Raw genomic sequence first — 24,356 nt, 5'->3', positions numbered from 1 at the left:
GCGAATGCGTCAAGGACGATTCCGACACGGCGCGGGTGTGGAGCGACCCTGATCAGCGCGCGTAGCGGTCCGCCGTCAGTCCGTCGAAGGAGATTTCGGGCGTGCGGCCCAGCACCACGTCAGCCACGGCCCGGCCCGACCCGCAGGCCATCGTCCAGCCCAGTGTGCCATGGCCAGTATTCAGGAACAGGTTGCTGTATTTTGACGGACCCAGCACTGGTGTGCCATCGGGTGTCATCGGACGCAGGCCGGTCCAGCCTTCCGCGCGCGAGATGTCGCCGCCGCGTGGAAACAGATCGCTGATCACATGCTTGACGGTGTCGGTTGCGTGCGGGCCCAGACGGTTGGAAAATCCTGCAATCTCTGCTGTGCCGGCGACACGGATGCGGTCGCCCAGCCGGGTGATCGCGACCTTGTGGGTCTCGTCCATGATTGTCGATTGTGGCGCATATTGATCCTCGGTCACGGGCAGCGTCACGGAATATCCCTTGACCGGATAGACCGGCAGCTTGACCCCGATCGGGTTCAACACGCGCGGGCCATAACTGCCCAACGCACAAACATAGGCGTCGCCGGTAATCCGTCCGGCGATCTCGGTGTCGACGCCTGCTACCTGATCATTTTCGATGGCGATGGATCGGATCGACTGGCCGTATTGGAACTCGACGCCCATTTCGGCGCATTTCTCGGCCAGCGCGATGGTGAAAAGGCGGCAATCGCCGGTGCGATCTGCGGTCAGGCGCAACCCGCCCACGAATTTATCCTTCACTTCGGCCAGGGCCGGCTCAACGGCGATACAGCCATCCCGGTCCAGCACTTCGTATGGCGAATCGTATTCAGCCAGAATGTCCTGATCCGCCTTCGACCCCTTCAGTTGCTTCTTCGTGCGAAACAATTGCAGTGTACCCTGTTCGCGCCCCTCGTAATCGATGCCTGTCTCGGCAATCAGATCCGGCATTACATCGCGCGAATAGTTCGAGACGCGGACCATGCGCCCCTTGTTCAGGCGGTAGGCGTCCTCGTTGCAGTTGCGGACCATCTGCACGCACCATTTCCACATGGTCGGGCTGATCAATGGCCAGATAAAGAGCGGTCGCCGCTTCATAAACATCCACTTTACGGCCTTCATCGGAATGCCCGGCGCGGCCCAAGGCGATGTCATGCCATAGCTCAGCTCGCCCGCGTTGGCATAGCTGGTCTCCAACCCCGGCCCGGCCTGACGGTCGAGCACGACGACCTCGGCACCCTGCTTGGCCAGATAATACGCCGTTGTGACCCCAATGACGCCTGCGCCCATAACGATGATCTTCATCCGATGGCCTCCTGATTTGTTAATCTCAGCATGGGCGCTCCGTCGCGCAATCACAAGTGATCTGGGACGTTCCGCGCGAGGTACTGATATTTCCCGAATTTGGTCTATTCTCGCGACTGAAGACTGCGGCGATGCGTGTGGAACGGGATATGATGCGCAATATCTTGTGGATAAGTGCGGGCTTTGGGGTATATCCAGTGGTTTTGCGTTGACATGCCCTTTGAACGCTCGCCACATTGGGCGCCAATTCCGACGCGACATAAACACATCCAGCAAAGGACAGGCAGGCGATTTGCGCTTCTCTAAACTCAGACTGACCGGCTTCAAGAGCTTCGTTGATCCCACTGACCTGATTATCGCCGATGGGCGGACAGGCGTCGTGGGTCCGAACGGCTGTGGCAAATCGAATCTGCTGGAGGCATTGCGCTGGGTCATGGGCGAAAACCGCCCGACTGCAATGCGTGGCGGCGGGATGGAGGACGTGATCTTTGCCGGGGCGGCCTCGCGTCCGGCGCGCAACTTCGCCGAAGTCACGATACATATCGACAATGCCGACCGTCTTGCGCCTGCCGGGTTCAACGATTCCGATCATATCGAGATCACCCGGCGCATCACCCGCGACGTGGGCAGCGCCTATCAGGTCAATGGCAAGGATGTACGCGCGCGTGACGTGCAGATGCTCTTTGCCGATGCGTCCACCGGGGCACATTCCCCCGCGTTGGTCAGACAGGGTCAGATTTCCGAACTGATCAACGCCAAGCCAAAGGCCCGGCGACGCATCCTCGAAGAGGCAGCTGGCATTTCCGGTCTCTACCAGCGTCGGCATGAGGCCGAGCTGAAGCTGAAAGGTGCCGAGACTAACCTGACCCGCGTCGATGACGTGATCGAGCAACTGGCGGCGCAACTGGCACAACTGGGTCGGCAGGCGCGTCAGGCCGCCCGGTATCGTGCCATCGGCGAAGAACTGCGGCAGGCCGAGGGGTTGCTGCTGTACCGGCGCTGGAAAGAGGCGGACGAGGCGCTGGCGGCTGCACAAGCCGAACTGCGCGAACGCACGACCGCCACAGCCCGCGCCGAGGGGGCCGCGCGCGAGGCGTCCAAGGCGCGCACTGCTGCCGACGATGCGCTGCCCGCCCTGCGCGAAGAAGAGGCGATCGCCGCCGCCGTTCTGCAACGGCTGGAAGTGCAGCGTGGCGCGCTCGATGATCAGGAAAAAGCTGCCCGCACACGGATCGAAACACTTGGCTCGCGTATCGAGCAACTGGCCCGTGACATCGATCGCGAAAGCGGCCTGAACCGTGACGCGGGCGAGACCATAGAGCGGCTCGAATGGGAGGCGCGCGAACTGGCACGCGCCAGCGAAGGCCACGACCAGCGGCTAGAGGCCGCTGCCGCCGAGGCGCGCGATGCGGCCGGTGTCTTGCAGGATCGCGAGAGCGATCTCAGCACCTTGACCGAAGACGTGGCACGCCTCGCCGCGCGCCACCAGTCCGCACAGCGATTGCTATCGGACAGCCGCACCCTGCTGACCCGTAGCGAAGCAGAGGCCGAGCGCGCCCGCAGCGCCGCGGCAACCCAGCGCACAGCGTTGGAGCAGGCTGGCACCGACCACGCCGCCGCAGGGGCCGCCGAGGCCGCGGCAACACAAGCCGCGCAAGAAGCCGAAGCCGCCCTGATCGCCGCGGATGAAGCGCGCGCCGAAACCCAGTCGAGAGAGGCCGACGCACGCGCTGAACGTTCCGAGGCCGAGGGCGAAGTGAACGCGCTTAGCGCCGAAGTATCGGCATTGGCGCGGCTTGTGGATCGCGACACCGGCGATGGCGGTCAGATACTCGACCGTCTTCAGGTCGAGCCGGGGTTTGAAAAGGCGCTGGGCGCGGCATTGTCGGATGATCTGCGCGCGCCTGAGGTGGATGATAGCGGCCCGTCCGGCTGGGCGATTCTGCCCGGATACGTAGCACCGCAGGCATTGCCCGGCGGTGTGACGCCGCTGTCGCGCCACGTCACGGCCCCCGGCGTACTGGCCCGCAGAATGGGCCAGATTGGCCTGATCGAGGCCGAGGATGGCCCGCGCCTGCAGGCGGATCTGCTGCCCGGCCAGCGTCTGGTGTCACTGGCGGGGGATTTGTGGCGGTGGGACGGGTTCCGGGCGTGGGCCGAGGACGCACCGACCGCCGCTGCCCTCCGGCTGGAACAGCTCAACCGTCTGGAAGAGCTGAAACAACTCTTGGAACATGCCAGTGCCCGCGCGGATGGGGCCCGTGGTGCCCATGAACTGCTGGGCACGCAACTGGCCGAGCGAACGCAGGCGGACAAGGATGCGCGTAACGCGCGTCGTGCGGCCGATACGGCCGTAAACGAAGCCAACCGCGCGCTAAGCCGTGCCGAGGCTGACCGCAACCTCGCCGCATCGAAACTGGAATCGCTGGGACTGGCCGTGACCCGCCACGAAGAAGAGGCGATGGCCGCCCGCACGCAATTGAAAGAAGCCGAGAAAGGGCTGGCCGATCTGGGGGATCTGGACGCAGAGCGCGCGCGCGTCGAGGATATCAAGCTGACGGTCGAGGCCGCGCGCATCACCATGATGTCACGCCGCTCTGCCCATGACGAACTGCGCCGAGAGGGCGAGGCGCGTCTGCGCCGCACGCAAGAAGTGACCAAGGAAATCAGCGGTTGGCGCCATCGCCTTGAGACTGCTGAAAAACGCAGCGCCGAACTGGCAGAGCGCAAGGACGCCGCCGGGGCAGAACTGCTGGATGCATCCGGAGTGCCCGACCAGATTGCCGAGAGCCGCGCCGAAATGTCGGGTAACATCAGCACTGCCGAAGCACGCCGCGCCGCTGCCGCCGATGCCCTGTCGGCGGGTGAATCCGCTGCTCGCGCAGCCAGTCTGGCCGAACGCGATGCCGAACGCGCCGCTTCCGAGGCGCGAGAGGCGCGCGCCCGGTCAGAGGCTCGCACGGATGCCGCCCGCGAGGCGCGCAAGACTGCCGCCGACCGCATCGAAGAAGAGCAGCAATGCACGCCTGAGGCACTGCTTGAAACTCTCGATGCCGATCCTGAGAACATGCCTGCCTCTGACACGCTCGAATCAGATGTGAACCGTCTCAAGCGTCAGCGCGACGCGCTGGGCGCGGTCAACCTGCGCGCCGAAGAAGACGCCAAGGAGGTGCAGGAAGAGCATGACGCGCTGGTTGCCGAAAAGACCGACCTCGAAGAGGCGATCAAGGCATTGCGTGGCGGCATTTCGGGCCTCAACCGCGAGGGTCGAGAGCGGCTCTTGACGGCCTTCGAGCAGGTTAACAGCAACTTTTCGCTGCTGTTCAAGCATCTCTTTGGCGGTGGCGAGGCCAATCTGGTTCTGGTCGAGAGCGATGATCCGCTGGAGGCCGGGCTGGAAATCATGTGTCAGCCGCCGGGCAAGAAACTCAGTGTGCTCAGCCTGCTCAGCGGGGGGGAACAGACCCTGACCGCGCTGGCGCTGATCTTCGCGGTGTTCCTTGCCAATCCCGCACCGATTTGTGTTCTGGACGAGGTCGATGCGCCGCTCGATGATGCCAACGTGGCGCGGTTCTGCGATCTGATGGATGAAATGTGCCGCCGCACCGAAACCCGCTTTCTCACCATCACCCACAACGCCGTCACCATGAGCCGCATGGACCGCCTCTTTGGCGTTACGATGGCTGAACAGGGCGTGTCGCAATTGGTGTCAGTGGATCTGCGCAAGGCCGAGGCGATGGTCGCCTGATTCCTGCCGAAGGCAATCGCAACAATCGTCGGAGTTCTCTTCCGACGATCATTTCCAGATCGGACCGATCTATCTGCGCCGCCACCGCGCGCGGCGCACCTGCTGCGTTGGCGGGGCGCCCCCCGCATCGCCGGTTCCGCCCCGCCATGTTGGCCATGCATCAACCCGTGTCGGTTCGTCTGAGTTAAATTCGATTTGCCGTGTCGCAATGCGGTGTGCCGGGCGGGGCGTGACCGGCAGAGAGGCAAAGAGCTGGGGATGCGCTGGGGTTGGTTCGCCGCGCCGACCATACTGACCGATCACGATGGCCAGCACGATGATCATTGCGCCGGGCAGCAGGCCGGGGCCGGGCACCTCGCCCAGCAGCAGCATCGCAAAGAAGATCGCGGCCAGCGGCGAAAACGATGTGGCGAGCGAGACATCATCCGCGCGGGCGTGTTTCAGCGCCAGTGTCCAGACCAATTGGCCCACGACAATGACAATCCCGGCATAGAGCCAGACCCAGTTCCAGAGCACCGGCGACAGGATGCCCTGAAACGGTGCGCTGCCCCGCAGCCATAGCGTCAATGCCACGTAGACGGCCGTACCGATCACCGTGCGAAAGGTCGAAAAGATGCCGACCGGAACATCGCGCAACCCGACCCGTGTAACCAGCGTCGAGGCGATGAACGACAAAGTTGCAGCGATGGTCGCGATCTCACCCTTGCCGAAGGTAAACCCGCCCTCGTGGCCTGCCCCGATGATCACGATCGCACCAGCCAAAGCGATCAATCCGGCGAGCAGCGCATAGGGGTTCAGCCGTTCTTTGAGGAATAGCCACGTCGCGAGCAGGAACAGCGGCGGTTCAATCCGGCCAATCAGGACCACATTGGTAACGGTCGTATGCTCCAACGCGTAGAAAAACAGCCCCGGTGTCAGGGCCGAGGACAACACGGCAGACAACATCAGAATGCGCCAATCGCGGCGCGTCAGGCGGCGTAGGTTGGCGCGTGTCAGATCGCGGCGATAGAGTAGCGCGATCGGACCGAGCGAGATGATCGAGCCGAGCACGAGAAGATTGGCATAGGTGATCGCATTGTGCCCACCGGGCAGCGTGTTCTGCGCCCCGATCCCGACCAGCAGGGTGACGATGGAATTCGATGCAGCATAGATCAGGACTGCTCCCCACGCCAGCAATGCGCCAACAGTGGCGGGGGCCAGCCGTGCCCGCAAACCCGCCGTTTCGACGGGGGCAAGAGGGCTGGCCTGGATCGCATCGCGCATCGATTTCGCTTTCCGTTTTGCGCTTGAGGCATGAGTGCCGTTTCAAGCGTGTTGCCCAGAGCCACGCAGGTCCGGTCAGGAAAGTTTCGGATTGGCGCGATAACGTGCGTTCACGTCAGCGTGAAGCGGCCCCGCATCACAGGTTTTGCGAGTGCAGGGCCGCTACTGTAATTTGCTACAGAATATCAGATTTTATGTTGTTCTGTCAGAGCTTTGACAGCAACGCTCCGGTCGGCCACGCGTCGGCGGGCAAGCCCAGCTTTTGCTGCAGGTCCTGCACTGCCGCGCGGGTGCCAGCCCCCAAAATTCCGTCGGCTTTGCCCACGTTGTAACCTCGTGCCGTCAGCTTGCGTTGCAGTTGCTTCATCTGGCTGCTGCTCAGCCCCGGTTCAGGGTTGCCACGCGTCATCACCGGCGCCCCTTCTAGCCGATTGGCGAAATAAGCGGCGGTCAGAACGTAGGTAAAGCTTTGGTTCCATTCGAAATAGACACTGAAATTCGGATAGGCGATGAACGCCGGCCCCTTGCGCCCCTCTGGCAGAATGATGCTGGCGGGCAGATGCCCCGCGAGTTTGCCATGGCGCGGTTTCACGCCCAGCGCGGCCCAGTCCGATGCGCGCTTCGTCGTGCGCAGGCCGGTTTGTGACCAGTCGAGGTTCGCAGGCACCGCGACCTCCTGCAACCACGGCTCGCCCTTGCGCCAGCCCAGATGCGACAGCATCTTGCCCCCCGACAGCAATGCGTCGGGGGCCGAAGTTTTCAGCGATACATGTCCGTCGCCATCGCCATCCACGCCATTTACCAGAATGTCGCGTGGCAACATCTGCACCATCCCAATCTCGCCCGCCCACGCGCCCGTGGTGCGGCGCGGATCAAAGTCACCCTTCTCGTATAGCTCCAGCGCGGCAAAAACCTGTGGGCGGAACAGATGCGGGCGTCGGCAATCATGCGCCAACGTGACCAGCGCATTCAGCGTGTTGAAATCACCCTGAAAGCCGCCGAAATCGGTCTCAAACGCCCAAAAGGCCAGTAATACGCCCCGGCTGACGCCATATTCCTGCTCGATCCGTTTGAATACGCTGTTGTATTGCTTGGCTTTGGCGCGCCCCGTGGTCAACCGGTTCGAACTGATCAGGCGTTGTGCAAACTCGGTAAAAGGTTTCTGGAACACGCCCTGCGCGCGGTCCGCCTTCAGAACCTTGCCGTCCTGTCGTACTGACCCAAAGAACTGCTTTACCGTACCGGCATCGTGCCCACGCGATACCGCCTCGTTCGCCATGCTTTGCACGAATCCGTTAAATGAACCGCCACAGGTGCCAGCGGCCAGAGCGGGCATGCCGGTCCCGATCAGAAGGGCAGTCGAAAGACATTTGAATAAACGCATTGGGGCCTCATCATATGGTGTTTTCAACAGCCTAGACGGGCAAAGCGAAAATTTGAATCGAATTCGGCGATTGGACTCTTTTCGCGATCCGCGCAGTGCCGGCTGTCACCAGCGCGCCGGGCCTCAGAGCACGAGCGCGCAGAACAGTGCCGCCAGCAAAACCGCGCCCCAAACCCGCCATAACATGCGGGTGGCTGCGTCGATCTCGTTGGGGCCGATCTGATGTACGCCTACCGGATTGACAAAAGGGTAGTCGCGCAACGCGCCGTCATAGGATCGTGGACCGGCCAACGCCACACCCAGCGCTCGTGCCAGCGCCGCCTCTGGCCAACCGGCGTTGGGCGAGCGATGCAGTTGCGCTTCTGCGGTGATCTGCGACCATGATCGCAGCCCGCCGCCCAGAGCCGCGATGAAAAGTGCCGTCAGCCGGGCAGGTATCCAGTTCAGCACGTCATCCAGCCGCGCCGCCGCCCAACCGAAATCGCGGTGCCGTTCGGTCCGGTAGCCGATCATGCTGTCGGCAGTGTTGACTACTTTGTACAGAACGATGCCCGGCACGCCTGCGACCAGAAACCAGAAGATCGGCGCAATCACCCCGTCGCTGAAATTTTCCGCCGCTGATTCGATGGCGGCACGTGAGATGTCCGCACGGTTCATCGGTGCCGTATCGCGCCCGACAATCTGCGCCACGGCGCGACGCCCATCCCCCAGCGACACGCGCAGTGCGGTCGCGACGGCATCGACATGATCCATGAGAGAGCGTTGCGCGACGAGAACCGCCACGATCAGAGCAGAGATCATCCCACCCAATGCGCCCAGCAGCGTCCCGATGATCCACGCACCGATGCATAACACCGCCACAGCCGCGACGCCCTTGGCCCGCCGGGCCGCGCCGGTGTTCCAATGCTGGTCCAGCACTGAAACCGCACGGCCCATTACGACCGCAGGGTGGGGCACGCGTGACCATAGCCAGCGCGGCTCGCCCAACATGGCGTCCAGGACCAGCGCCACGACAAGACAGGTGAAAACGCTCATTCGACGTCCATCTCTCAGGCGTCGTCCGTATCCGGCAGGGGTGGATGGCGGGTCACGAAATGTCCTTTGACCCCCTGTGGCCATTCCCGAAACGGCACCCGACCTGTGTCGCTCTCCGCGTGCATTTCGGCATAATCGACGATGGCCGCTGCGGCCTCTCTATCGGGTAGGAAATCGCCCAACGTATACGCGAGCTTGCCCTGCGCCTGTATCGCGATATTGCAACCATGCTTGCACCCCATCAGGCATGACACCCGGCGGGTACGCACGCCACGTCCTTGGGCCGCCACCTCGACCAGTTCCGCCAGATCCTCGCCATGGGGGCGCTGATGGGTCTGCTCATGCCAATCGTCGCGCTTGCAGGTGTCGCAGATCGTTATCCAAGTGGTCATCGGGGCGGTCCCTGTCTGGCTGGTGGGTCGTCGGTTTCGTGCTTATCAACCGGATTTCCACGAGCGGCACAAGCATTTCCAGCGCGACCCGTATCATCATGTCCCATCGGCGGTCTGGACTACGCAAAGGGACCGCGTCGTGTCGCTTCTTGGTTTGCAAGCCCGCGTTATGCTGGGTATAGAAAGGGGCGACGACGCCCGGAAACGGGCCGGAAAGGTGCGCGGAGGAACGGTTGACCCATATCGGGAACCATGATCCGCATCGTCAATGAGGCGGCTGCCACTAGGCATGGCGTCCCGCGACCCCTTTTCGCAAAACGTGTAAGAGAAGGGACCCGCAGATGAAACAAACCTTTATGATTGTCGCGCTTTGCGTCGGCGCAGATATGGCTCAGGCACATCCCGGACACTTGGCCGAGGCCGCAGGCCATGGCCATTGGCTTGGCGCGGCAGCAATCGGTGCAGCCATCGCCATTGGCCTGTGGGCCGGTCTGCGCGAGAAGGCAAAGGCGCGCGCGGCAGAGGCCGAACAGGACGAAGAACTGCAAGAAGCAGAAGCGCAATGACCAAGACGGGCGTGATGATCTGCGGACACGGATCGCGCAGTCAGGATGCCGTGGATGAATTCAGCGTTCTGGCGGAAAAACTGCCTGCCTATCTGCCCGATGACTGGGAAATGGAATATGGTTATCTTGAATTCGCCAACCCGGTGATCCGTGATGGTCTGGATCGTCTGCGGGCCTCGGGCTGTGATCGGATCCTCGCAGTGCCCGGCATGCTCTTTGCTGCGATGCACTCCAAAAATGACATCCCCACAGTGCTGAACACCTACGCCGCCCGACATGGAATCGACGTCCGCTATGGGCGCGAACTGGGTGTCGATCCAAAGATGATCACCGCCGCAGGCGCGCGGGTGCAAGAGGCCGTGGACCGCGCCAATGCCGAACTGGGCGAGGTGGCGCTGCACGACACCTGCCTCGTTGTGATCGGCCGTGGTGCATCCGACCCCGACGCCAATGGCAACGTCTCGAAAATCGCGCGCATGCTGCACGAAGGTATCGGCTTTGGCTGGTGCGAAGTGGGCTATTCCGGCGTTACGTTCCCGCTGGTGGAGCCGTGCCTGCAACACGTCGCACGACTGGGTTATAAGCGCGTCATCGTCTTTCCCTATTTTCTGTTTTCCGGCATCCTGATTGACCGCATCTATGGCTTCACCGATCAGGTCGCGTCGCAGCACCCGGATATGCAATTCGTCAAGGCCGGTTATCTGGGCGATCACCCAAAGGTTTTGGAAACCTTCGCCGAACGCGTGACCGAGCAGATCGGCGACGTGCCACCGCCGAATTGCGGAACGTGCCAATACCGTACACAAATCCTCGCCATCGAGGGCGAAGAAGTGCGCAAGATCAGCCCGGCGGAGCGCGCTGCCATTGCCCGCGACAACGGTACCGGTCACCCGGCCTTCGGTGCCACGCCACCGCCCACTTGTGTCTTGTGCAAATACCGCACTCAGGTACTGGGATTCGAGGCCGAAGTGGGGGCGGTGCAGGAAAGCCACCACCACCACGTCGAAGGGCAGGGCGCCTCTGCCCCCGGATCCAACGTTGCCGATTGTGCGCTCTGCGATACATTTTGCACGGGCCGCTGCCGTCTGGAAAATGTGGGCCACCACCACCATCACCACCATCACCATGATCACCACCACGATCATGCCCACGATCATCACCACCATCATGATCATGACCATGCGCATGCCCACTACCCGCATGCTAACCACCCGCACGGCCCGGAAAGCGCCCGAAAAACAAACGCCTAAAATTTCTTCTTGCTTAAAATATCCCCGCCGGAGGCATCCAAAGGCTGCCCAAAACCTGAAAGTCCGATTGTGCGCCCCTACGAAAAATCCCCTTCGGCGATCTACGCCCAAAGCTTTGCGACCGTCCGCCGCGAGGCGCAACTCGACCGGTTCGACGCCGGAATGGAGGCGCTCGCGGTACGGCTGATCCATGCCTGTGGCATGATCGAGGTTGCCGACCGTCTGGCGTATTCCGACGACGCCTATCAGGCCGGAAGCGCGGCGCTTGCGGCGGGCGCGCCGGTGCTGTGCGATTGCGAAATGGTCGGTGCGGGAATTATCCGTCGGTATCTGCCGCGCGATAACCGGATCATCGTTACCTTGAACGATCCCCGTGTGCCGGACATCGCAGCGGGTATCGGTAACACCCGCTCGGCGGCGGCGGTCGAGCTTTGGGCCGATCATCTGGAGGGCGCGGTGGTGGCAATCGGCAATGCCCCAACGGCACTCTTCCATCTGCTCGAACTCATTGATCAGGGCGCTCCGCGCCCGGCAGTGATTCTCGGTTTCCCGGTGGGCTTCGTCGGTGCCGCCGAGAGCAAGGCAGAGTTGGCCGCCAACCCCCGTGGTTGCGACTTCATCGCCCTGCGCGGTCGGCGCGGTGGCTCGGCCATCGCATCTGCGGCGGTTAACGCGCTTGCCGCCGGATTGCCGGAGGTCACGGCACAGTGACAAAACTTTTCGCGAAAAATTTCCCACCAGAAAATTCGCCGAATTTTCTGCACGCTTCGCCGAGGATTCATCATGTCTGAACAGTGGCTGCATATTGTCGGTATCGGTGAAGAGGGGCTTGCCGGTCTACTCCCTGCGACCCGCGCGATCGTGGACGCCGCCGAGGTGATTATAGGCGGCGACCGCCACCATGATCTGTCCAGCGCCATCGACGCCGAGCGTGTCGCATGGCCTTCGCCGTTCGATGCGCTGATCGACGTACTGCGTGGGTACAAGGGGCGGCGGGTTGTGGTTCTCGCCACCGGCGATCCGCTCTGGTTCTCGGTCGGTGCACGGATCGGGCGCGCCATCGATCCCGCGCAGATCGTCTATCATCCGCAGCTCAGCGCCTTTCAGCTTGCTGCCGCCCGCATGGGGTGGAGCATTGCGGATGTCGAAACACTCACTGTGCATGGTCGCCCGGTTGAGCAGATGATTGCCTTCATTCAGCCGGGTGCGCGTCTCTTAATCCTGACCACGGGGGCAGAGACCCCGGCGCAGATCGCGCGGTTCTTGACCCAACGTGGATTCGGGACATCGCGCATGACCGTTTTGGCGGCCATGGGGGGCGACCGAGAGGCCCGTTTTGACGGGATCGCGCAGGATTGGGACCATTCAGTGCCAGCGTTCAACACCTTGGCGGTGGACTGTATCGCCGCGCCGGATGCGGCGTTACTGCCACGGGTGCCGGGGCTGCCGGATGACATGTTTCAGCACGACGGGACCATGACCAAGCAGGACGTGCGGGCTGCGACGCTGGCCAAGCTGATGCCGATGCGCGGTGCCTTGCTGTGGGATATCGGAACTGGTTGCGGCTCGGTTGCAGTCGAATGGATGCGCGCAGCACGATATGCGCGCGCTATCGGGATCGAGCCGCGCGCGGATCGTCGCGCGATGGCAGCCGCCAACGCGCTGGCGCTGGGAACACCGCAATTGCAACTGGTCGAGGGGCATGTACCGGAGGCATTGACAGGGTTGGTTGCACCGGATGCTGTGTTCATCGGTGGCGGGCTGAGTGTTGAGACCTTTGATGCCGCCTGGGCGGCGCTGCGCCCGTTGGGCAGAATGGTGTGCAATGCGGTCACGCTGGAGAGCGAAGCGGTGTTGATCGCGCTGCATAAGGCGCATGGCGGGCAATTGGTGAAACTACAGGTGAACCGAGCCGAACCGATCGGCAATCTCACCGGCTGGCGTCCGTTGATGCCGGTCACCCAATGGAGCCTGATCAAGCGATGATGACGGCGATGACGAGTATTGTTGGAATATTGAAACCCTTCGTGGAGCGCCGCGCGTGACCGGGGTGCTTTATGGTGTGGGCCTTGGCCCCGGTGATCCGGATCTGATGACCCTGCGCGCGCACCGGTTGATTTCGGGCGCTCGGGTCGTCGCCTATCCGGCGCTGGCGGGCGGCGAGAGTTTTGCCCGCGCGATTGCGGCGGATGCGATTGCCCCGGGCACGCGCGAGATTGTGATGGATGTGCCCATGACCACGGCGCGGGCCCCGGCGCAGACTGCCTATGACAAGGGCGCGCGGGAGATCGCTGTGGCGTTGGAGGCCGGTGAGGATGTGGTTTGCCTCTGCGAGGGAGATCCGTTTTTCTATGGCTCGTTCATGTATCTCTTTGCCCGTCTCAAGGACCGGTTCAATGTGCAGGTCATACCCGGCGTAACATCCATTACCGCCTGTGCGGCGCGCGCAGGCTTGCCGCTGGCAGCGCGCAATGAGCGTCTGACAGTGTTGCCCGGCCCGCTGCCCGAAGCGGAATTGCGCGCCCGCATCGAGGGGGCCGAAAGCGTGGCTATCATGAAGGTTGGCCGCCACCTGCCCAAAATACGCGCCGTCATTGATACGCTGGGCCTGACCGAACATGCTGTCTATATCGAACGCGCCAGCCTGCCCCAAGAGGTGGTTTGCCCACTGGCCGAGGCGCCGACAAACGCGCCCTATTTTTCCATGATCCTGCTCACGAAAGGGGCCGACCCGTGGCTGTAACCCCCGTAGTTCTGGCGCTCAGCGCCTCTGGCGAAGCGGTCGCGCACCGTATCGCCACCCTGATTGGTGCGCCCGTGCATGGCCGTGAGGGCCGTATTGCACAGGCGGATGCTTACTTTGCCAATGCGCTTGATCACGCGCGCGATCTCTTTGCGGCGGGCGTACCCATCGTGGGCGTCTGTGCGTCAGGCATCCTTATCCGTGCGGTGGCACCGCTTTTGTCGGACAAGCGGACCGAACCGCCGGTGGTGTCGGTTAGCGATGATGGCGCGGTGGTGATCCCGCTTCTGGGCGGGCATCGCGGCGCCAATCGGCTGGCGACTGAAATCGCGGCGGGTCTGGGTGCGGTTGCGGCAGTCACGACAGCAGGTGACGTGGCAATGGGGGCGGCGCTGGATGCACCGCCACCGGGCTATCGGCTGGCCAACCCGGAACATGCCAAAGGCGCGATGGCAGCGATGTTGTCGGGGGCAGGTGTCCGTGTGACAGGAGAGAATATTTTCGACATCGCGGACACGGGTGGACAGGTTGAACTGATCACCACCGAGGCCCCCCAATCAGGCGATGAAGAGCGGCTGATTTATCATCCCCAGTGTCACGTTCTGGGGTTGGGATGCGCGCGCAACGCTGATCCCGAAGAGATGTGGGCACATGTGAACGATACACTGGCGGAGGCCGGGATCGCACCCGGTGCGATTGCCTGCGTCGCCACCATTGACCTCAAGGCGGACGAGCCTGCGATGAACGTGGTCGCTGCCCGGCTGGGTGTGCCGCTGCGTCTGTTCACTGCGGCAGAGCTGGAGGCGCAGTCGGCGCATCTGGCGAATCCGTCTGATGTGGTCTTTGCCGAGGTGGGCTGTCACGGCGTGGCCGAGGGCGCGGCACTGGCGGCAGGCGGCGCGCTGGTCGTAGAGAAACACAAGACCGCGACGACGACCTGCGCCGTTTGCCGCAGCGACACTGTCATCACAACCATGCCGGGCCGCGCGCGTGGACGGCTGAGTGTCGTTGGCATTGGCCCCGGACAGGCGGCGTGGCGCACGCCCGAGGTCAGCCGCCTGATTGCGGATGCCGAAGAACTGGTGGGGTACGGCCTTTACATCGATCTGCTGGGACCGCTGGCTGCGGGTAAAACGCGCAGCGATTTCCCGCTGGGTGGTGAAGAAGCACGCTGCCGCTATGCTTTGGAACAGGCCGCGCTGGGTAAGAACGTGGCGCTGGTATGCTCCGGGGATGCGGGGATCTACGCCATGGGAGCACTGGTGTTCGAGCTGTTGGATCGCGCTCCCCAGGAAATGGGCGTCAGTGATGCTGCCCACCGGGTCGACGTGATCTGCTCGCCGGGCGTGTCGGCGCTGCAAGGGGCCGCGGCGCGGGCCGGGGCACCACTGGGGCACGATTTCTGTACGATTTCTCTCAGCGATCTGCTGACGCCTCGCGCCGACATCCTGCGCAGGCTGAAGGCCGCCGCTGAGGGTGATTTTGTCATCGCCTTCTACAACCCGGTCAGCAAGACCCGCCGGACGCTGTTGGCAGAGGCGCGTGACATTCTGCTGCAACACCGCCCGGCGGATACGCCGGTTATGTTGGCCAGTTCGCTGGGCCGCCCTGAGGAGAACGTTCGCTATCGCAGGCTGGACCAGCTGGAGGTCGACGAGGTTGATATGCTGACCGTCGTTCTGATCGGGTCTAGCAACTCGCGGCTGGCGCAACTGGGCGAGGGACCGCGCATGTTCACCCCGCGGGGCTATGCGCGCAAGATCGACGGCGATTTGGCAGGGCAAGGGTGACGATTTGAGCATTTTACACAAAAAAGAAGGAGGGGCGCGGTGACGGTCTATTTCATCGGTGCTGGTCCGGGTGACCCGGAATTGCTGACGCTCAAGGCGCAGCGCATCATCGGGGCCTGCCCCGTGTGCCTCTATGCTGGCAGTCTGGTGCCGCCAGAGGTGGTGGATTGTGCACCCGCAGGTGCGCGGGTGATGGACACCGCGCCGATGACGCTGGACGACACCCACGCCGAGATCGTCGCGGCCCATGCGCGTGGACAGGATGTGGCGCGGGTGCATTCAGGCGATCCGTCGCTCTATGGGGCCATTGCCGAACAGATCAGACGCCTGCGCACTGATGGGATCGATTACCAGATCATCCCCGGCGTGCCGGCTTATGCGGCGGCGGCGGCGGCACTGGGACAGGAACTGACCGTGCCCGAAGTGGCGCAGTCGATCATCCTTACGCGCGTGTCGATGAAGTCAACGTCAATGCCCGATGGCGAAACGCTGGAGAATTTTGCCCGAACCGGCGCAACACTGGCGATCCATCTGGGGGTGCGGAACCTGCGCGAAATATCGCGCGTGCTGTCGCCCTATTATGGGGCGGACTGTCCGGTGGTGGTGGCCTACCGTGTTGGCTGGCCCGACCAGATGTTCATTCGTGGCACGCTAAGCGACATTCAGGCCAAGGTGCGCGCCGAGAAGATCACCCGCACCGCGTTGACACTGGTCGGGCCAGTGTTGGGTGAAGTACGCGATTTCAAGGACAGTGCGTTATATGATCCGCAAATCCCGCACGTGCTGCGCCCGAAAGTGGTGGCAAATGGGTGACTCTGGCAGGTTTCGCAAAAACTTAACTTGATCAGAACCACAATTGCTCCACCCTTGGCGCAGTTCTCAAGGGGGAGCGCCATGATTACGCATTTGCCAGCCGATGTGCAGGCCGGGCTGGACGCCGCGCGCAAGGCGGCGCTGATGAAATCGCAACGCCTGAGGGTCGTCGCCGACGAGGTCAGCTACCGGGTCCTGCGCACATGGCCCGGCGGGTTCTCGATTGCGGCCGCGGATGCACCGCCGCAGCGTGGGCTGGTCGAGCTTTACGACGGCCCCCGCCACCTTGCTCATTGCCTGATCTTCGCCTCCGGCGAGGAGGCGGGCGAGATCCTGTTTGATTTCAAGCAGCGGTCAGATGTGTCGGGCGAACAGCCGCTCGATTTCGTGCGCGCGCCGGATGCCCCTGTCGCGCTGATCACCAAGGGCGGATAGCGCGACAAGGTAGCGTCAGTTATTGCAGATCGGAAAACGCTGCGCGCAGACGCTCGACGGCAGTTGTGACCTGTGCTTGGGGCATGCCCAGATTGAACCGCAGGCAGTTTTCACCACCGGAGCCGAACACGACGCCCATACTGGGGGCGAGTCGCGCCGTTTGCTTTACCCGCGTCGTGACCTCGTCCATCGACATGCCGGTATTGGTGAAATCGACCCATGCCAGATAGGTCGATTGCATCGGCATCGCCGACAGTCCGGGAATCTCGTCGACGGCGTTGACGAAGAAATGCTGATTGTCGTCCAGATATCGCACCAGCGCATCGACCCATTCGGCCCCGCGCGGGCTATAGGCTGCCTGCGTCAGTACCACGCCCAGCAGGTTGGGCGATACGTCCAGCGCCCGAAAAACTGCCGCGAAGCGCGTGCGCAGGGCCTCGTCCGGCACCGACACAATGCCGAGCCGCGCCCCCGCGATGTTGAACGTCTTTGAGGCCGAAGTCAGCATGATCACACGGTTCACGGCGTCAGGGGCCGCGACCGCCATCGGAATGTGCTTTTGTCCGGGATAGACCAGATCGTGATGAATCTCGTCAGAGATCAGCAGCAGATCGTGACGCGCACAAAAGGCGGCCAGCGCCCGCAACTCTTCGCGTGACCAGACGCGGCCCGCAGGGTTGTGCGGTGAGCAAAACAATACCACGCGCTCGCGCCCGCTGAGCGATGCCTCCAACGCGTCAAGGTCCATGCGATAGACGCCGTCGCGGATCACCAGCGGGCTTTCCTTCACCACGCGTTCGCACTTGTTAATCTTGTTGGTGAACTCGTGGTAGACAGGGGTAAAGATAATGACTTCATCACCCGGATCGGTAAACGCCTGCAGGCACATAGCAATCGCATTGCCCAGACCAAAGGTCGAGAACATCGCATCGGGCGAAACCGTCCAGCCGTGGCGCTCTTGCATCCACCATGCGACGGCCTGTTTCATTTCGGGCTCGCCGCTGAAATAGCCATAGTTGGCCTTGTCCAGCAAACCCCGCACCGCGTCCTGCAGAAAATCAGGCGCGGCGAAATCCATATCGGCAACCCACATGGCGATTCCGTCATCCGGGCTGACGCCGGTGGCGGTCTCCATCAGGTCCCATTTGCTGCTGTTGCTGCCACGGCGGTCGATGATCTGGTCGAAACTCATTTGCAAACGGTCCTCTTGTACATACGCGGCGCACGCTAGCCGATTGCCGGGCAGGTGCAAGCCCGTTGCAGACCTGCGCGCCATGTCCTACATGAACCACCATGAAAATGCCGATCCTCATCCATCCCGATCCGCGCCTGAAAAAGGTCTGTTCTCCTGTTGTCGATCTCAGCGATGCCTTGCGCGCGCTGGCGGATGACATGCTGGAGACAATGTATGATGCGCCCGGTATCGGCCTCGCGGCACCGCAGGTCGGTGTGATCGAGCGGCTGATCGTGCTTGATTGCGTCAAGGAAGAGGGTGAGGCACCACGCCCGATGGTGATGTTCAATCCCGAGGTTATCGCCCGCTCCGACACAACCAACGTTTACGAGGAAGGCTGCCTGTCCATCCCCGACCAGTTTGCCGAAGTGACCCGCCCGGCCGAAGTTGACGTGCGCTGGATCGACCGCGACGGGGCAGAGCAGACCGCCACATTCGACGGCCTGTGGGCCACCTGCGTGCAACATGAGATTGACCATCTGAACGGCAAACTGTTCATTGATTATCTCGGCCCGATGAAACGGCAACTGATCACGCGGCGCATGCAAAAGCTCAAGCGCGAACAGGCGCGGGTTTGAGCCGATGACTGTACGTCGTTGCCTTCCGTGGCCGGACAAACGCCTGCGCACTGCCGCCGAACCGATTGAGAGCATCACAGATGACATACGCGGTCACTGGGATGACATGATCGACACGATGGAGGCGATGCCGGGGCTTGGTCTCGCCGCGCCGCAAATTGGTGTGATGTTGCGCCTTGCCGTGGTGGACGCCTCCGAAGCCCGCGGCCAAGCGGTGCGTATGGCCAACCCCGAAGTGCTGCACGCCAGCGTGACGTTGCGGCGTCATGTCGAGGCAAGCCCGAACCTGCCCGGTGTTTCGGCCCCGGTCGAACGCCCCCGTGCTGTCACCGTGCGGTTTCTGAATGCCGAGGGCGAGATTGAAGAGCGCGATTTTGTCAGTGTTTGGGCGACATCCGTGCAACACCAGATCGATCATCTGAACGGGCGGATGTATTTCGACCGGCTAAGCAAGGTGAAACGCGACATGCTGTTGCGCCGGGCACGCAAAAAGGGCTGACGGTGTGCCCGGTTCTGATCCGGGTATTGAGTGTTTGAAGAACGATGACAGTTGAATGCATGCCTTTCACCGTTCTCTAAACTCTCACAGCTAACGGCAGAAACCCGAGCGAAAATCGAAAGGGATGCGATGCGGATCATCTTTATGGGAACGCCGGATTTTTCCGTACCTGTGTTGGATGCACTGGTCGCAGGCGGTCACGAAATCGCGGCAGTCTATTGTCAGCCGCCCCGGCCCGCCGGGCGCGGCAAGAAGGACCGCCCGACACCGGTGCACGCACGTGCGCTGGAGTTGGGATTGGATGTGCGCCACCCGATCAGCCTGAAATCGCCGGATGTGCAGGCAGACTTTGCGGCGCTCGGTGCCGATGTTGCTGTGGTTGTCGCCTATGGCCTGATTCTGCCACAGGCAGTGCTGGATATGCCTCGGCACGGGTGTCTGAATATTCATGCCTCGTTGTTGCCACGCTGGCGTGGTGCAGCGCCCATTCACCGCGCGATTATGGCGGGGGACGCGGAGACCGGCATCTGCATCATGCAGATGGAGGCCGGGCTGGACACTGGCCCTGTGCTGCTGCGCGACATCACTAGCATCGGGGATGAGGAAACAACCGGTGCGTTGCATGATCGGCTGTCACGGATGGGGGCCGTACTGATCATTGATGCGCTGGCGCAGTTGAACAGCCTGACGCCGCAGCCGCAGTCGCCGGATGGCGTTACCTACGCCGAGAAGATCGACAAATCAGAGGCCCGCATAGATTGGGCATGGCGCGCGACAGAGGTCGACAGGCATATCCGCGGGCTCTCGCCCTTTCCCGGTGCATGGACCGAAATCGGCGGCGCGCGCGTGAAACTGCTGGCCTCCCGGCTGGGCCGAGGTTGCGGCGCGCCGGGTGAAGTATTGGATAATGCACTGAGCGTCGCTTGCGGGCAGGGCGCGGTACAGCTTTTGCGCTTGCAACGGGCCGGGGGGCGGGCGCAGGATTGCGAGGCATTCCTGCGCGGTCATCCAGTGCCACGCGGCACGCGGTTATAGGCGAGGGGACGACGATGTTTCCAGTATTGATCGGCACAGTGGTGATCGCGGGTATCGTCGGCTACCTGTCGGAAAGGTCCGGCTTTACCCGCAATGGATATGTCGCGTCGATCATCATCTGCGTGGGTGGCGCGTTCCTGTTCTATTTCCTGCGGATCATGTTCGGCCTGCGTTTTGGCGCGCCCGGCGTTGACGCGATCCTGTCGTCGATCGGGGCACTGATTATCGTGCCGACCCACTGGCGCGGCCGGGGGCGCCGCTGATGCCCATCGCTGCGCTGATCATCATCGGTGCTGCCGCCGGGTTTCTTGCCACCCGATTGATGCGGCTCGATACCAATGTCGTCACCACTATCGGCATCGGCATCATCGGTGCAATCATCGGCGGGGTGATCCTGCGCTTTGTCGCAGCGGTCTTCGGGATGCTGGGCGGCTTTGTCGGGGCTGTCCTTGGCGCGGTTCTGCTGATCTGGTTGTGGCAAACCTACTGGCGCAGATAGCTGATCAGACCCGTGGCGGGCGACCACGATAAACCGGCAAGGACCACCCGAACAACAGTGATCCCGCCCGCAGTGTCCAGGTAAGCGCGGCGCAGCCGATCAGCACGAGGTTCTGCTCAAACCCCAGATGATCCATGCCAGCCGCCAGTGCAGCCCCGGCAAAGGCGGCGCTGACATATAGCTCGCCCTGTTTCAGAACCAGTGGCACTTGGCCGACGACCACATCGCGCATCAGCCCGCCCATGCAGCCTGTGACCATGCCCATCAGCACCACCACCAGCGGTGATTGCGCCATCAGCAGCGCGACTGCCACGCCTGCGGGAACCGCCACGGCCAGTGCGAAACTGTCCAACCATAGCAACCAGCGATAGCGGCTCTCGACCAGATGTGCGGTGAAAAACACCAGCGCGGCCGCGCCGACGGCAACGCCGATATTGGTCGGGTCCGCGATCCAGAAGATCGGGTTGCGGTCCAGCATCACGTCGCGCAGCGTGCCACCGCCTACCGCTGTCAGACAGGCGATAAAGGCGAACCCCACCAGATCAAGCTGTGCCCTGCTCGCCACCAGCGCGCCCGTCAGCGCAAAGACCAGAACCGAAGCGTAGTCGAGAAACGTGAGCGCGCTCATGTCGTGGTCTTTCCATCCGGTTTGTACGGGGCCATGCCAGCACGCGCCAATTCGTCCGCGCGCTCGTTCTCTGGGTGACCGGCATGGCCCTTGACCCATTCCCATGTCACGTCATGGCGTGCCTGCGCCGCATCGAGCCGCTGCCATAGTTCGGCATTCTTAACTGGCTTTTTCGCCGCCGTGCGCCAGCCGTTGCGCTTCCAGCCGTGAATCCATCCGGTCACGCCGTTCTTAACGTATTGGCTGTCGGTCACGATCGTCAGGGTGCTGGCGCGCTCCAGCACTTCGAGCGCGCTGATGGCTGCCATCAGTTCCATCTGGTTGTTGGTGGTGTCCGGTGCGCCGCCTGACAGCTCGCGTTCCTTGACAACGGCATCGCCCTGCAAGGCGCGCATCAGCACACCCCAGCCACCGGGGCCGGGATTGCCGGAACAGGCACCGTCTGTATACGCAATCAGCTTAACCATTGGCGGCAATCACCACCCAAGGCGCCACAGTGCCATCCAGCCCCGGATCGGCACCGGTCCACTGATCGCGTGGGCTGAACCCGGCGGCGGTCAGCAGATCGGACAGCTCGTCAGCCTCGTAATAGGTATAGAGGCGGCCAATCGCATCGCGCTTCTCGCCTTTGCCCGTCTTTAGTCCGATGTGAAATCGCCCGCCGGGTTTCAGCGCTGTCCGCAATGCTGCCAGATGGGCAGGCATCAGGGTGCGGGGTGCATGCAGCAGGCTGAAATTGGCCCAGATACCATCGTATAGATCGACACCCGCAATGTCGTCGAATGTCGCGATCCATGCCGTCACGCCGGGATGGGCGGCTGTCGCCATATCCACCATCTCTGGCACAGCATCGGTCGCGTCCACGACCAGCCCGGCCTGTGCCATCTGTGCCGCCGCGGCGCCGGGTCCACACCCCAGATCCAGCACGCGTCCGCCGGGTACAACATCCGCAATGAACCGACTCAGGTGCGGGTCATCCACACTGCCGTCGGTAAACGCCGCGTATCGCGCCGCCTGCGCGCCATAGACGCTTAGAGTTTCATCATCTGCGCTCACAAAAACACTCCTATGCCCAGACATGCCAACACCACTGCCGTCATCGGCACCCGCAGCGCCATCCACCACGGCGGTGCGGCGTCATAGCGCCAGAACAACCAGTCGAGCCCTAACAACCCGGCGAATCCCGCCATCAGCGACATGCCCGCCCCTGTTGGGCCGCCCCCGGTCATGAAAAACGCCCAGAGCGCGGGGATAACCGACAATGCGTATCCAGTCGCAGCCTGCGCGCCTTCCAGCCGGGTGGCAAAGCCCCAGAGCACCCCGGACATGAAGCTCAGGATGATCGCGCCGTAGAACAGCATCACGTACGGCCCGGCAAATCGACCGCCGACAGTCTGCGCTGTCCAGAGCGCCAGATCGGGCAACAGTACGGTCATAGCCCCCCACAGAAATGGGATCAGGCCAGCGAGGCCGAGCAACAGGGCAGGGCGCGGAACGTTCACGCGGCGCGCTCCATCGTCAGACGGGCAGCCAGCGCGGCAAAGATCGCGGCAAAACCACGATTGAGCCAGCGCATCACCGGTTCTGACCGCAGCACCCAGTCGCGCGCAGTTGCAGCAAACAGTCCATAAAGGACGAATACCGCAAATGTCAGCACCATAAAGACGCCACCCATCAACAGCATTTCGCCTGTGGCCCGTGTGGGATCACCGGACAGAAATGGCGGCAGCAACGCCAGAAAGAAGATCGACAGCTTCGGATTGAGCAGGTTCAGCAGCATGCCGCGCCGGGCAATGTGCCAGCCGGGTTGTGTCGTGCGTTCGGAGGTGACGCTGAGCGCGCCATCGGTGCGCAGCGCCTGCCACGCAAGGTATAGCAGATAGGCCACCCCGCAGAATTTTACGATCTGAAACAGCAGTGCCGAGGTATGTAGTAGCGCCGCAAGACCAAACGTGGCCGCCATCAAATGCGGCACAATGCCGATCGTACATCCGGCCGCCGCGATCAGCGCGGGACGCCGCCCCTGACCCAGCCCGATGGCCAGTGTGTAGATCACACCCGTGCCGGGGGCGAGCACCACCACCAGCGCCGTTATCACGAATTGCAGGCTCACGCGGGCACCCGCAGGACGCGGGGCACCTTGAACTCGACATTTTCCACTGCGGTTTCGACCTGTTGGATGGTCACGTCGTAGCGGGTCTGCAATGCGTCGATCACTTCGTTTACCAGCACTTCGGGTGCCGACGCTCCAGCGGTCAGCCCGAGACTGCGCATCCCCTCCAGTGCGCGCCAGTCGATATCGTTCGCGCGCTGCACCAGTTGCGCATAAGTGCATCCGGCCCGCGCACCGACCTCGACCAGACGGCGCGAGTTGGACGAATTGGGCGCACCCACCACCAGCATCGCATCGGCTTGCGCGGCCATCGCTTTGACCGCCTCCTGCCGATTGGTGGTGGCGTAACAGATGTCTTCCTTGTGCGGCCCGCGAATATCCGGGAACCGCGTTTTGAGCGCGGCCACGATCCCGGCAGTGTCGTCCACCGACAGCGTGGTTTGTGTGACATAGGCCAGTTCGGATTCGTCACGCACGTTCAGATTCGCCACATCCTCTGCTGTTTCCACCAACAGCACGGCGCCCTCCGGCAACTGTCCCATCGTGCCGATGGTTTCGGGGTGGCCGTCATGGCCGATCATAATGATCTGTAGTCCTGCCTCGTGGTGGCGTTCTGCTTCAACATGCACCTTGCTGACCAGCGGACAGGTGGCATCGACATAAATCATCTCGCGCCGCGCGGCCTCGGCTGGCACCGCCTTGGGCACACCATGCGCGGAAAAGATCACCGGACGGTCCGTTGGGCAATCGTCCAACTCTTCGACAAAGACAGCCCCCTTGGCGCGCAGATCGTCGACCACGTATTTGTTGTGCACGATCTCGTGGCGCACATAGACTGGCGCCCCCCATTTTTCCAACGCCATCTCGACGATCTTGATCGCCCGATCCACACCGGCGCAGAACCCGCGCGGCGCGGCCAGATAGAGCGTGAGAGGCGGCTTGGTCATCATTCATCTCCTGTTGGGGCAGAGGTAAGGTTTTCCCCGGTCGAGGTAAACCATGCGGACAGGATTTTCCCCGGCTATGCTCGCTTGGCGCA

Annotated in this window: 26 protein-coding genes; 14 read left to right on the top strand and 12 right to left on the bottom strand. The window is 62.6% G+C overall.

Features of this window, described 5'->3' with window-relative positions; all coding sequences use genetic code 11:
- Positions 1-52 precede the first annotated feature (52 nt).
- Entirely contained in the window at positions 53-1,312 is a 1,260-nt protein-coding gene (locus N7U68_RS07750; RefSeq protein WP_165196700.1) for a D-amino acid dehydrogenase, read from the bottom strand.
- Positions 1,313-1,604: 292 nt separating this feature from the next.
- On the opposite strand from N7U68_RS07750, the gene smc reads away from it, so the two are divergent.
- A complete protein-coding gene (gene smc / locus N7U68_RS07745) occupies positions 1,605-5,060 on the top strand; it encodes a chromosome segregation protein SMC (protein WP_263048751.1) in 3,456 nt (1,151 codons plus the stop codon).
- A gap of 69 nt (positions 5,061-5,129) precedes the next feature.
- On the opposite strand, the gene N7U68_RS07740 is transcribed toward smc, so the two are convergent.
- The 4 genes from N7U68_RS07740 to N7U68_RS07725 form a co-directional block, all read right to left on the bottom strand.
- Positions 5,130-6,323, bottom strand: coding sequence for a DMT family transporter (locus tag N7U68_RS07740; protein WP_165196704.1), 1,194 nt, complete (start codon positions 6,321-6,323; stop codon positions 5,130-5,132).
- A 205-nt stretch (positions 6,324-6,528) separates the two neighbouring features.
- The gene (locus tag N7U68_RS07735; protein WP_263048750.1) at positions 6,529-7,707 is read right to left on the bottom strand and encodes a lytic murein transglycosylase; all 1,179 of its coding nucleotides are present in this window, start codon (positions 7,705-7,707) and stop codon (positions 6,529-6,531) included.
- A gap of 123 nt (positions 7,708-7,830) precedes the next feature.
- Complete coding sequence (gene cbiB / locus N7U68_RS07730; protein WP_263048749.1) at positions 7,831-8,742, bottom strand: adenosylcobinamide-phosphate synthase CbiB; 912 nt, start codon at positions 8,740-8,742, stop codon at positions 7,831-7,833.
- Between the two features lie 14 nt (positions 8,743-8,756).
- On the bottom strand, positions 8,757-9,134 hold the full coding sequence (locus N7U68_RS07725; RefSeq protein ID WP_165196710.1) for a DUF1636 family protein: 378 nt from the start codon (positions 9,132-9,134) through the stop codon (positions 8,757-8,759).
- A gap of 341 nt (positions 9,135-9,475) precedes the next feature.
- Here N7U68_RS07725 and N7U68_RS07720 point away from each other — a divergent pair, with 341 nt between their 5' ends.
- From N7U68_RS07720 to N7U68_RS07685, 8 genes are all read left to right on the top strand, one after another.
- Entirely contained in the window at positions 9,476-9,700 is a 225-nt protein-coding gene (locus N7U68_RS07720) for a DUF6732 family protein (RefSeq protein WP_165196712.1), read from the top strand.
- On the top strand, positions 9,697-10,950 hold the full coding sequence (locus tag N7U68_RS07715; RefSeq protein ID WP_263048748.1) for a sirohydrochlorin chelatase: 1,254 nt from the start codon (positions 9,697-9,699) through the stop codon (positions 10,948-10,950). Before N7U68_RS07720 ends, N7U68_RS07715 begins: the two co-directional genes overlap by 4 nt.
- Positions 10,951-11,019: 69 nt before the next feature.
- Positions 11,020-11,661, top strand: a complete 642-nt coding sequence (locus N7U68_RS07710) for a precorrin-8X methylmutase (RefSeq protein ID WP_263048747.1) — start codon at positions 11,020-11,022, stop codon at positions 11,659-11,661.
- A gap of 72 nt (positions 11,662-11,733) precedes the next feature.
- Positions 11,734-12,936, top strand: a complete 1,203-nt coding sequence (gene cbiE, locus N7U68_RS07705) for a precorrin-6y C5,15-methyltransferase (decarboxylating) subunit CbiE (RefSeq protein WP_263048746.1) — start codon at positions 11,734-11,736, stop codon at positions 12,934-12,936.
- Between the two features lie 55 nt (positions 12,937-12,991).
- Positions 12,992-13,693 carry a precorrin-2 C(20)-methyltransferase gene (gene cobI, locus N7U68_RS07700; RefSeq protein ID WP_263048745.1) on the top strand — a complete coding sequence of 234 codons (702 nt, stop codon included), beginning with the start codon at positions 12,992-12,994 and terminating at the stop codon, positions 13,691-13,693.
- The gene (gene cobJ, locus N7U68_RS07695) at positions 13,684-15,483 is read left to right on the top strand and encodes a precorrin-3B C(17)-methyltransferase (protein ID WP_263048744.1); all 1,800 of its coding nucleotides are present in this window, start codon (positions 13,684-13,686) and stop codon (positions 15,481-15,483) included. Before cobI ends, cobJ begins: the two co-directional genes overlap by 10 nt.
- 39 nt (positions 15,484-15,522) lie before the next feature.
- On the top strand, positions 15,523-16,296 hold the full coding sequence (cobM, locus tag N7U68_RS07690; RefSeq protein WP_165196722.1) for a precorrin-4 C(11)-methyltransferase: 774 nt from the start codon (positions 15,523-15,525) through the stop codon (positions 16,294-16,296).
- Positions 16,297-16,377: 81 nt separating this feature from the next.
- Positions 16,378-16,731, top strand: coding sequence for a hypothetical protein (locus N7U68_RS07685; RefSeq protein WP_165196724.1), 354 nt, complete (start codon positions 16,378-16,380; stop codon positions 16,729-16,731).
- A gap of 19 nt (positions 16,732-16,750) precedes the next feature.
- Here N7U68_RS07685 and N7U68_RS07680 read toward each other — a convergent pair whose 3' ends face one another.
- Entirely contained in the window at positions 16,751-17,923 is a 1,173-nt protein-coding gene (locus N7U68_RS07680; RefSeq protein ID WP_263048743.1) for a MalY/PatB family protein, read from the bottom strand.
- 101 nt (positions 17,924-18,024) lie between these two features.
- On the opposite strand from N7U68_RS07680, the gene def (N7U68_RS07675) reads away from it, so the two are divergent.
- From def (N7U68_RS07675) to N7U68_RS07655, 5 genes are all read left to right on the top strand, one after another.
- Positions 18,025-18,543, top strand: a complete 519-nt coding sequence (gene def / locus N7U68_RS07675; RefSeq protein ID WP_165196728.1) for a peptide deformylase — start codon at positions 18,025-18,027, stop codon at positions 18,541-18,543.
- A 4-nt stretch (positions 18,544-18,547) separates the two neighbouring features.
- Entirely contained in the window at positions 18,548-19,042 is a 495-nt protein-coding gene (def, locus tag N7U68_RS07670; protein WP_263048742.1) for a peptide deformylase, read from the top strand.
- Positions 19,043-19,171: 129 nt separating this feature from the next.
- A complete protein-coding gene (gene fmt, locus N7U68_RS07665) occupies positions 19,172-20,077 on the top strand; it encodes a methionyl-tRNA formyltransferase (protein ID WP_263048741.1) in 906 nt (301 codons plus the stop codon).
- A 14-nt stretch (positions 20,078-20,091) separates the two neighbouring features.
- Positions 20,092-20,340, top strand: a complete 249-nt coding sequence (locus tag N7U68_RS07660; protein ID WP_165196734.1) for a hypothetical protein — start codon at positions 20,092-20,094, stop codon at positions 20,338-20,340.
- A complete protein-coding gene (locus N7U68_RS07655) occupies positions 20,340-20,576 on the top strand; it encodes a GlsB/YeaQ/YmgE family stress response membrane protein (protein WP_165196736.1) in 237 nt (78 codons plus the stop codon). The genes N7U68_RS07660 and N7U68_RS07655 overlap by 1 nt, the downstream gene beginning before the upstream one ends.
- 4 nt (positions 20,577-20,580) lie before the next feature.
- On the opposite strand, the gene N7U68_RS07650 is transcribed toward N7U68_RS07655, so the two are convergent.
- From N7U68_RS07650 to ispH, 6 genes are read right to left on the bottom strand one after another with little or no spacing between them, the layout of a single operon-like run.
- Positions 20,581-21,204: a trimeric intracellular cation channel family protein gene (locus N7U68_RS07650; protein ID WP_165196738.1), complete on the bottom strand. Its 624-nt coding sequence runs from the start codon at positions 21,202-21,204 to the stop codon at positions 20,581-20,583.
- Positions 21,201-21,671, bottom strand: a complete 471-nt coding sequence (gene rnhA / locus N7U68_RS07645; RefSeq protein WP_263048740.1) for a ribonuclease HI — start codon at positions 21,669-21,671, stop codon at positions 21,201-21,203. The genes N7U68_RS07650 and rnhA overlap by 4 nt, the downstream gene beginning before the upstream one ends.
- Positions 21,664-22,284, bottom strand: a complete 621-nt coding sequence (locus N7U68_RS07640) for a class I SAM-dependent methyltransferase (protein WP_263048739.1) — start codon at positions 22,282-22,284, stop codon at positions 21,664-21,666. Before N7U68_RS07640 ends, rnhA begins: the two co-directional genes overlap by 8 nt.
- On the bottom strand, positions 22,257-22,706 hold the full coding sequence (locus tag N7U68_RS07635) for a DUF3429 domain-containing protein (RefSeq protein WP_263048738.1): 450 nt from the start codon (positions 22,704-22,706) through the stop codon (positions 22,257-22,259). The genes N7U68_RS07640 and N7U68_RS07635 overlap by 28 nt, the downstream gene beginning before the upstream one ends.
- Complete coding sequence (locus N7U68_RS07630) at positions 22,703-23,317, bottom strand: LysE family translocator (RefSeq protein WP_263048737.1); 615 nt, start codon at positions 23,315-23,317, stop codon at positions 22,703-22,705. Before N7U68_RS07630 ends, N7U68_RS07635 begins: the two co-directional genes overlap by 4 nt.
- Positions 23,314-24,264, bottom strand: coding sequence for a 4-hydroxy-3-methylbut-2-enyl diphosphate reductase (gene ispH / locus N7U68_RS07625; protein ID WP_263048736.1), 951 nt, complete (start codon positions 24,262-24,264; stop codon positions 23,314-23,316). The genes N7U68_RS07630 and ispH overlap by 4 nt, the downstream gene beginning before the upstream one ends.
- Positions 24,265-24,356: the final 92 nt, after the last annotated feature.

This window comes from Roseovarius pelagicus, from assembly GCF_025639885.1.
GTDB classification, from domain to species: domain Bacteria; phylum Pseudomonadota; class Alphaproteobacteria; order Rhodobacterales; family Rhodobacteraceae; genus Roseovarius; species Roseovarius pelagicus.
Note: the sequence above shows the minus strand (reverse complement) of the source record. Positions and strands in the feature narration are given on the sequence as shown.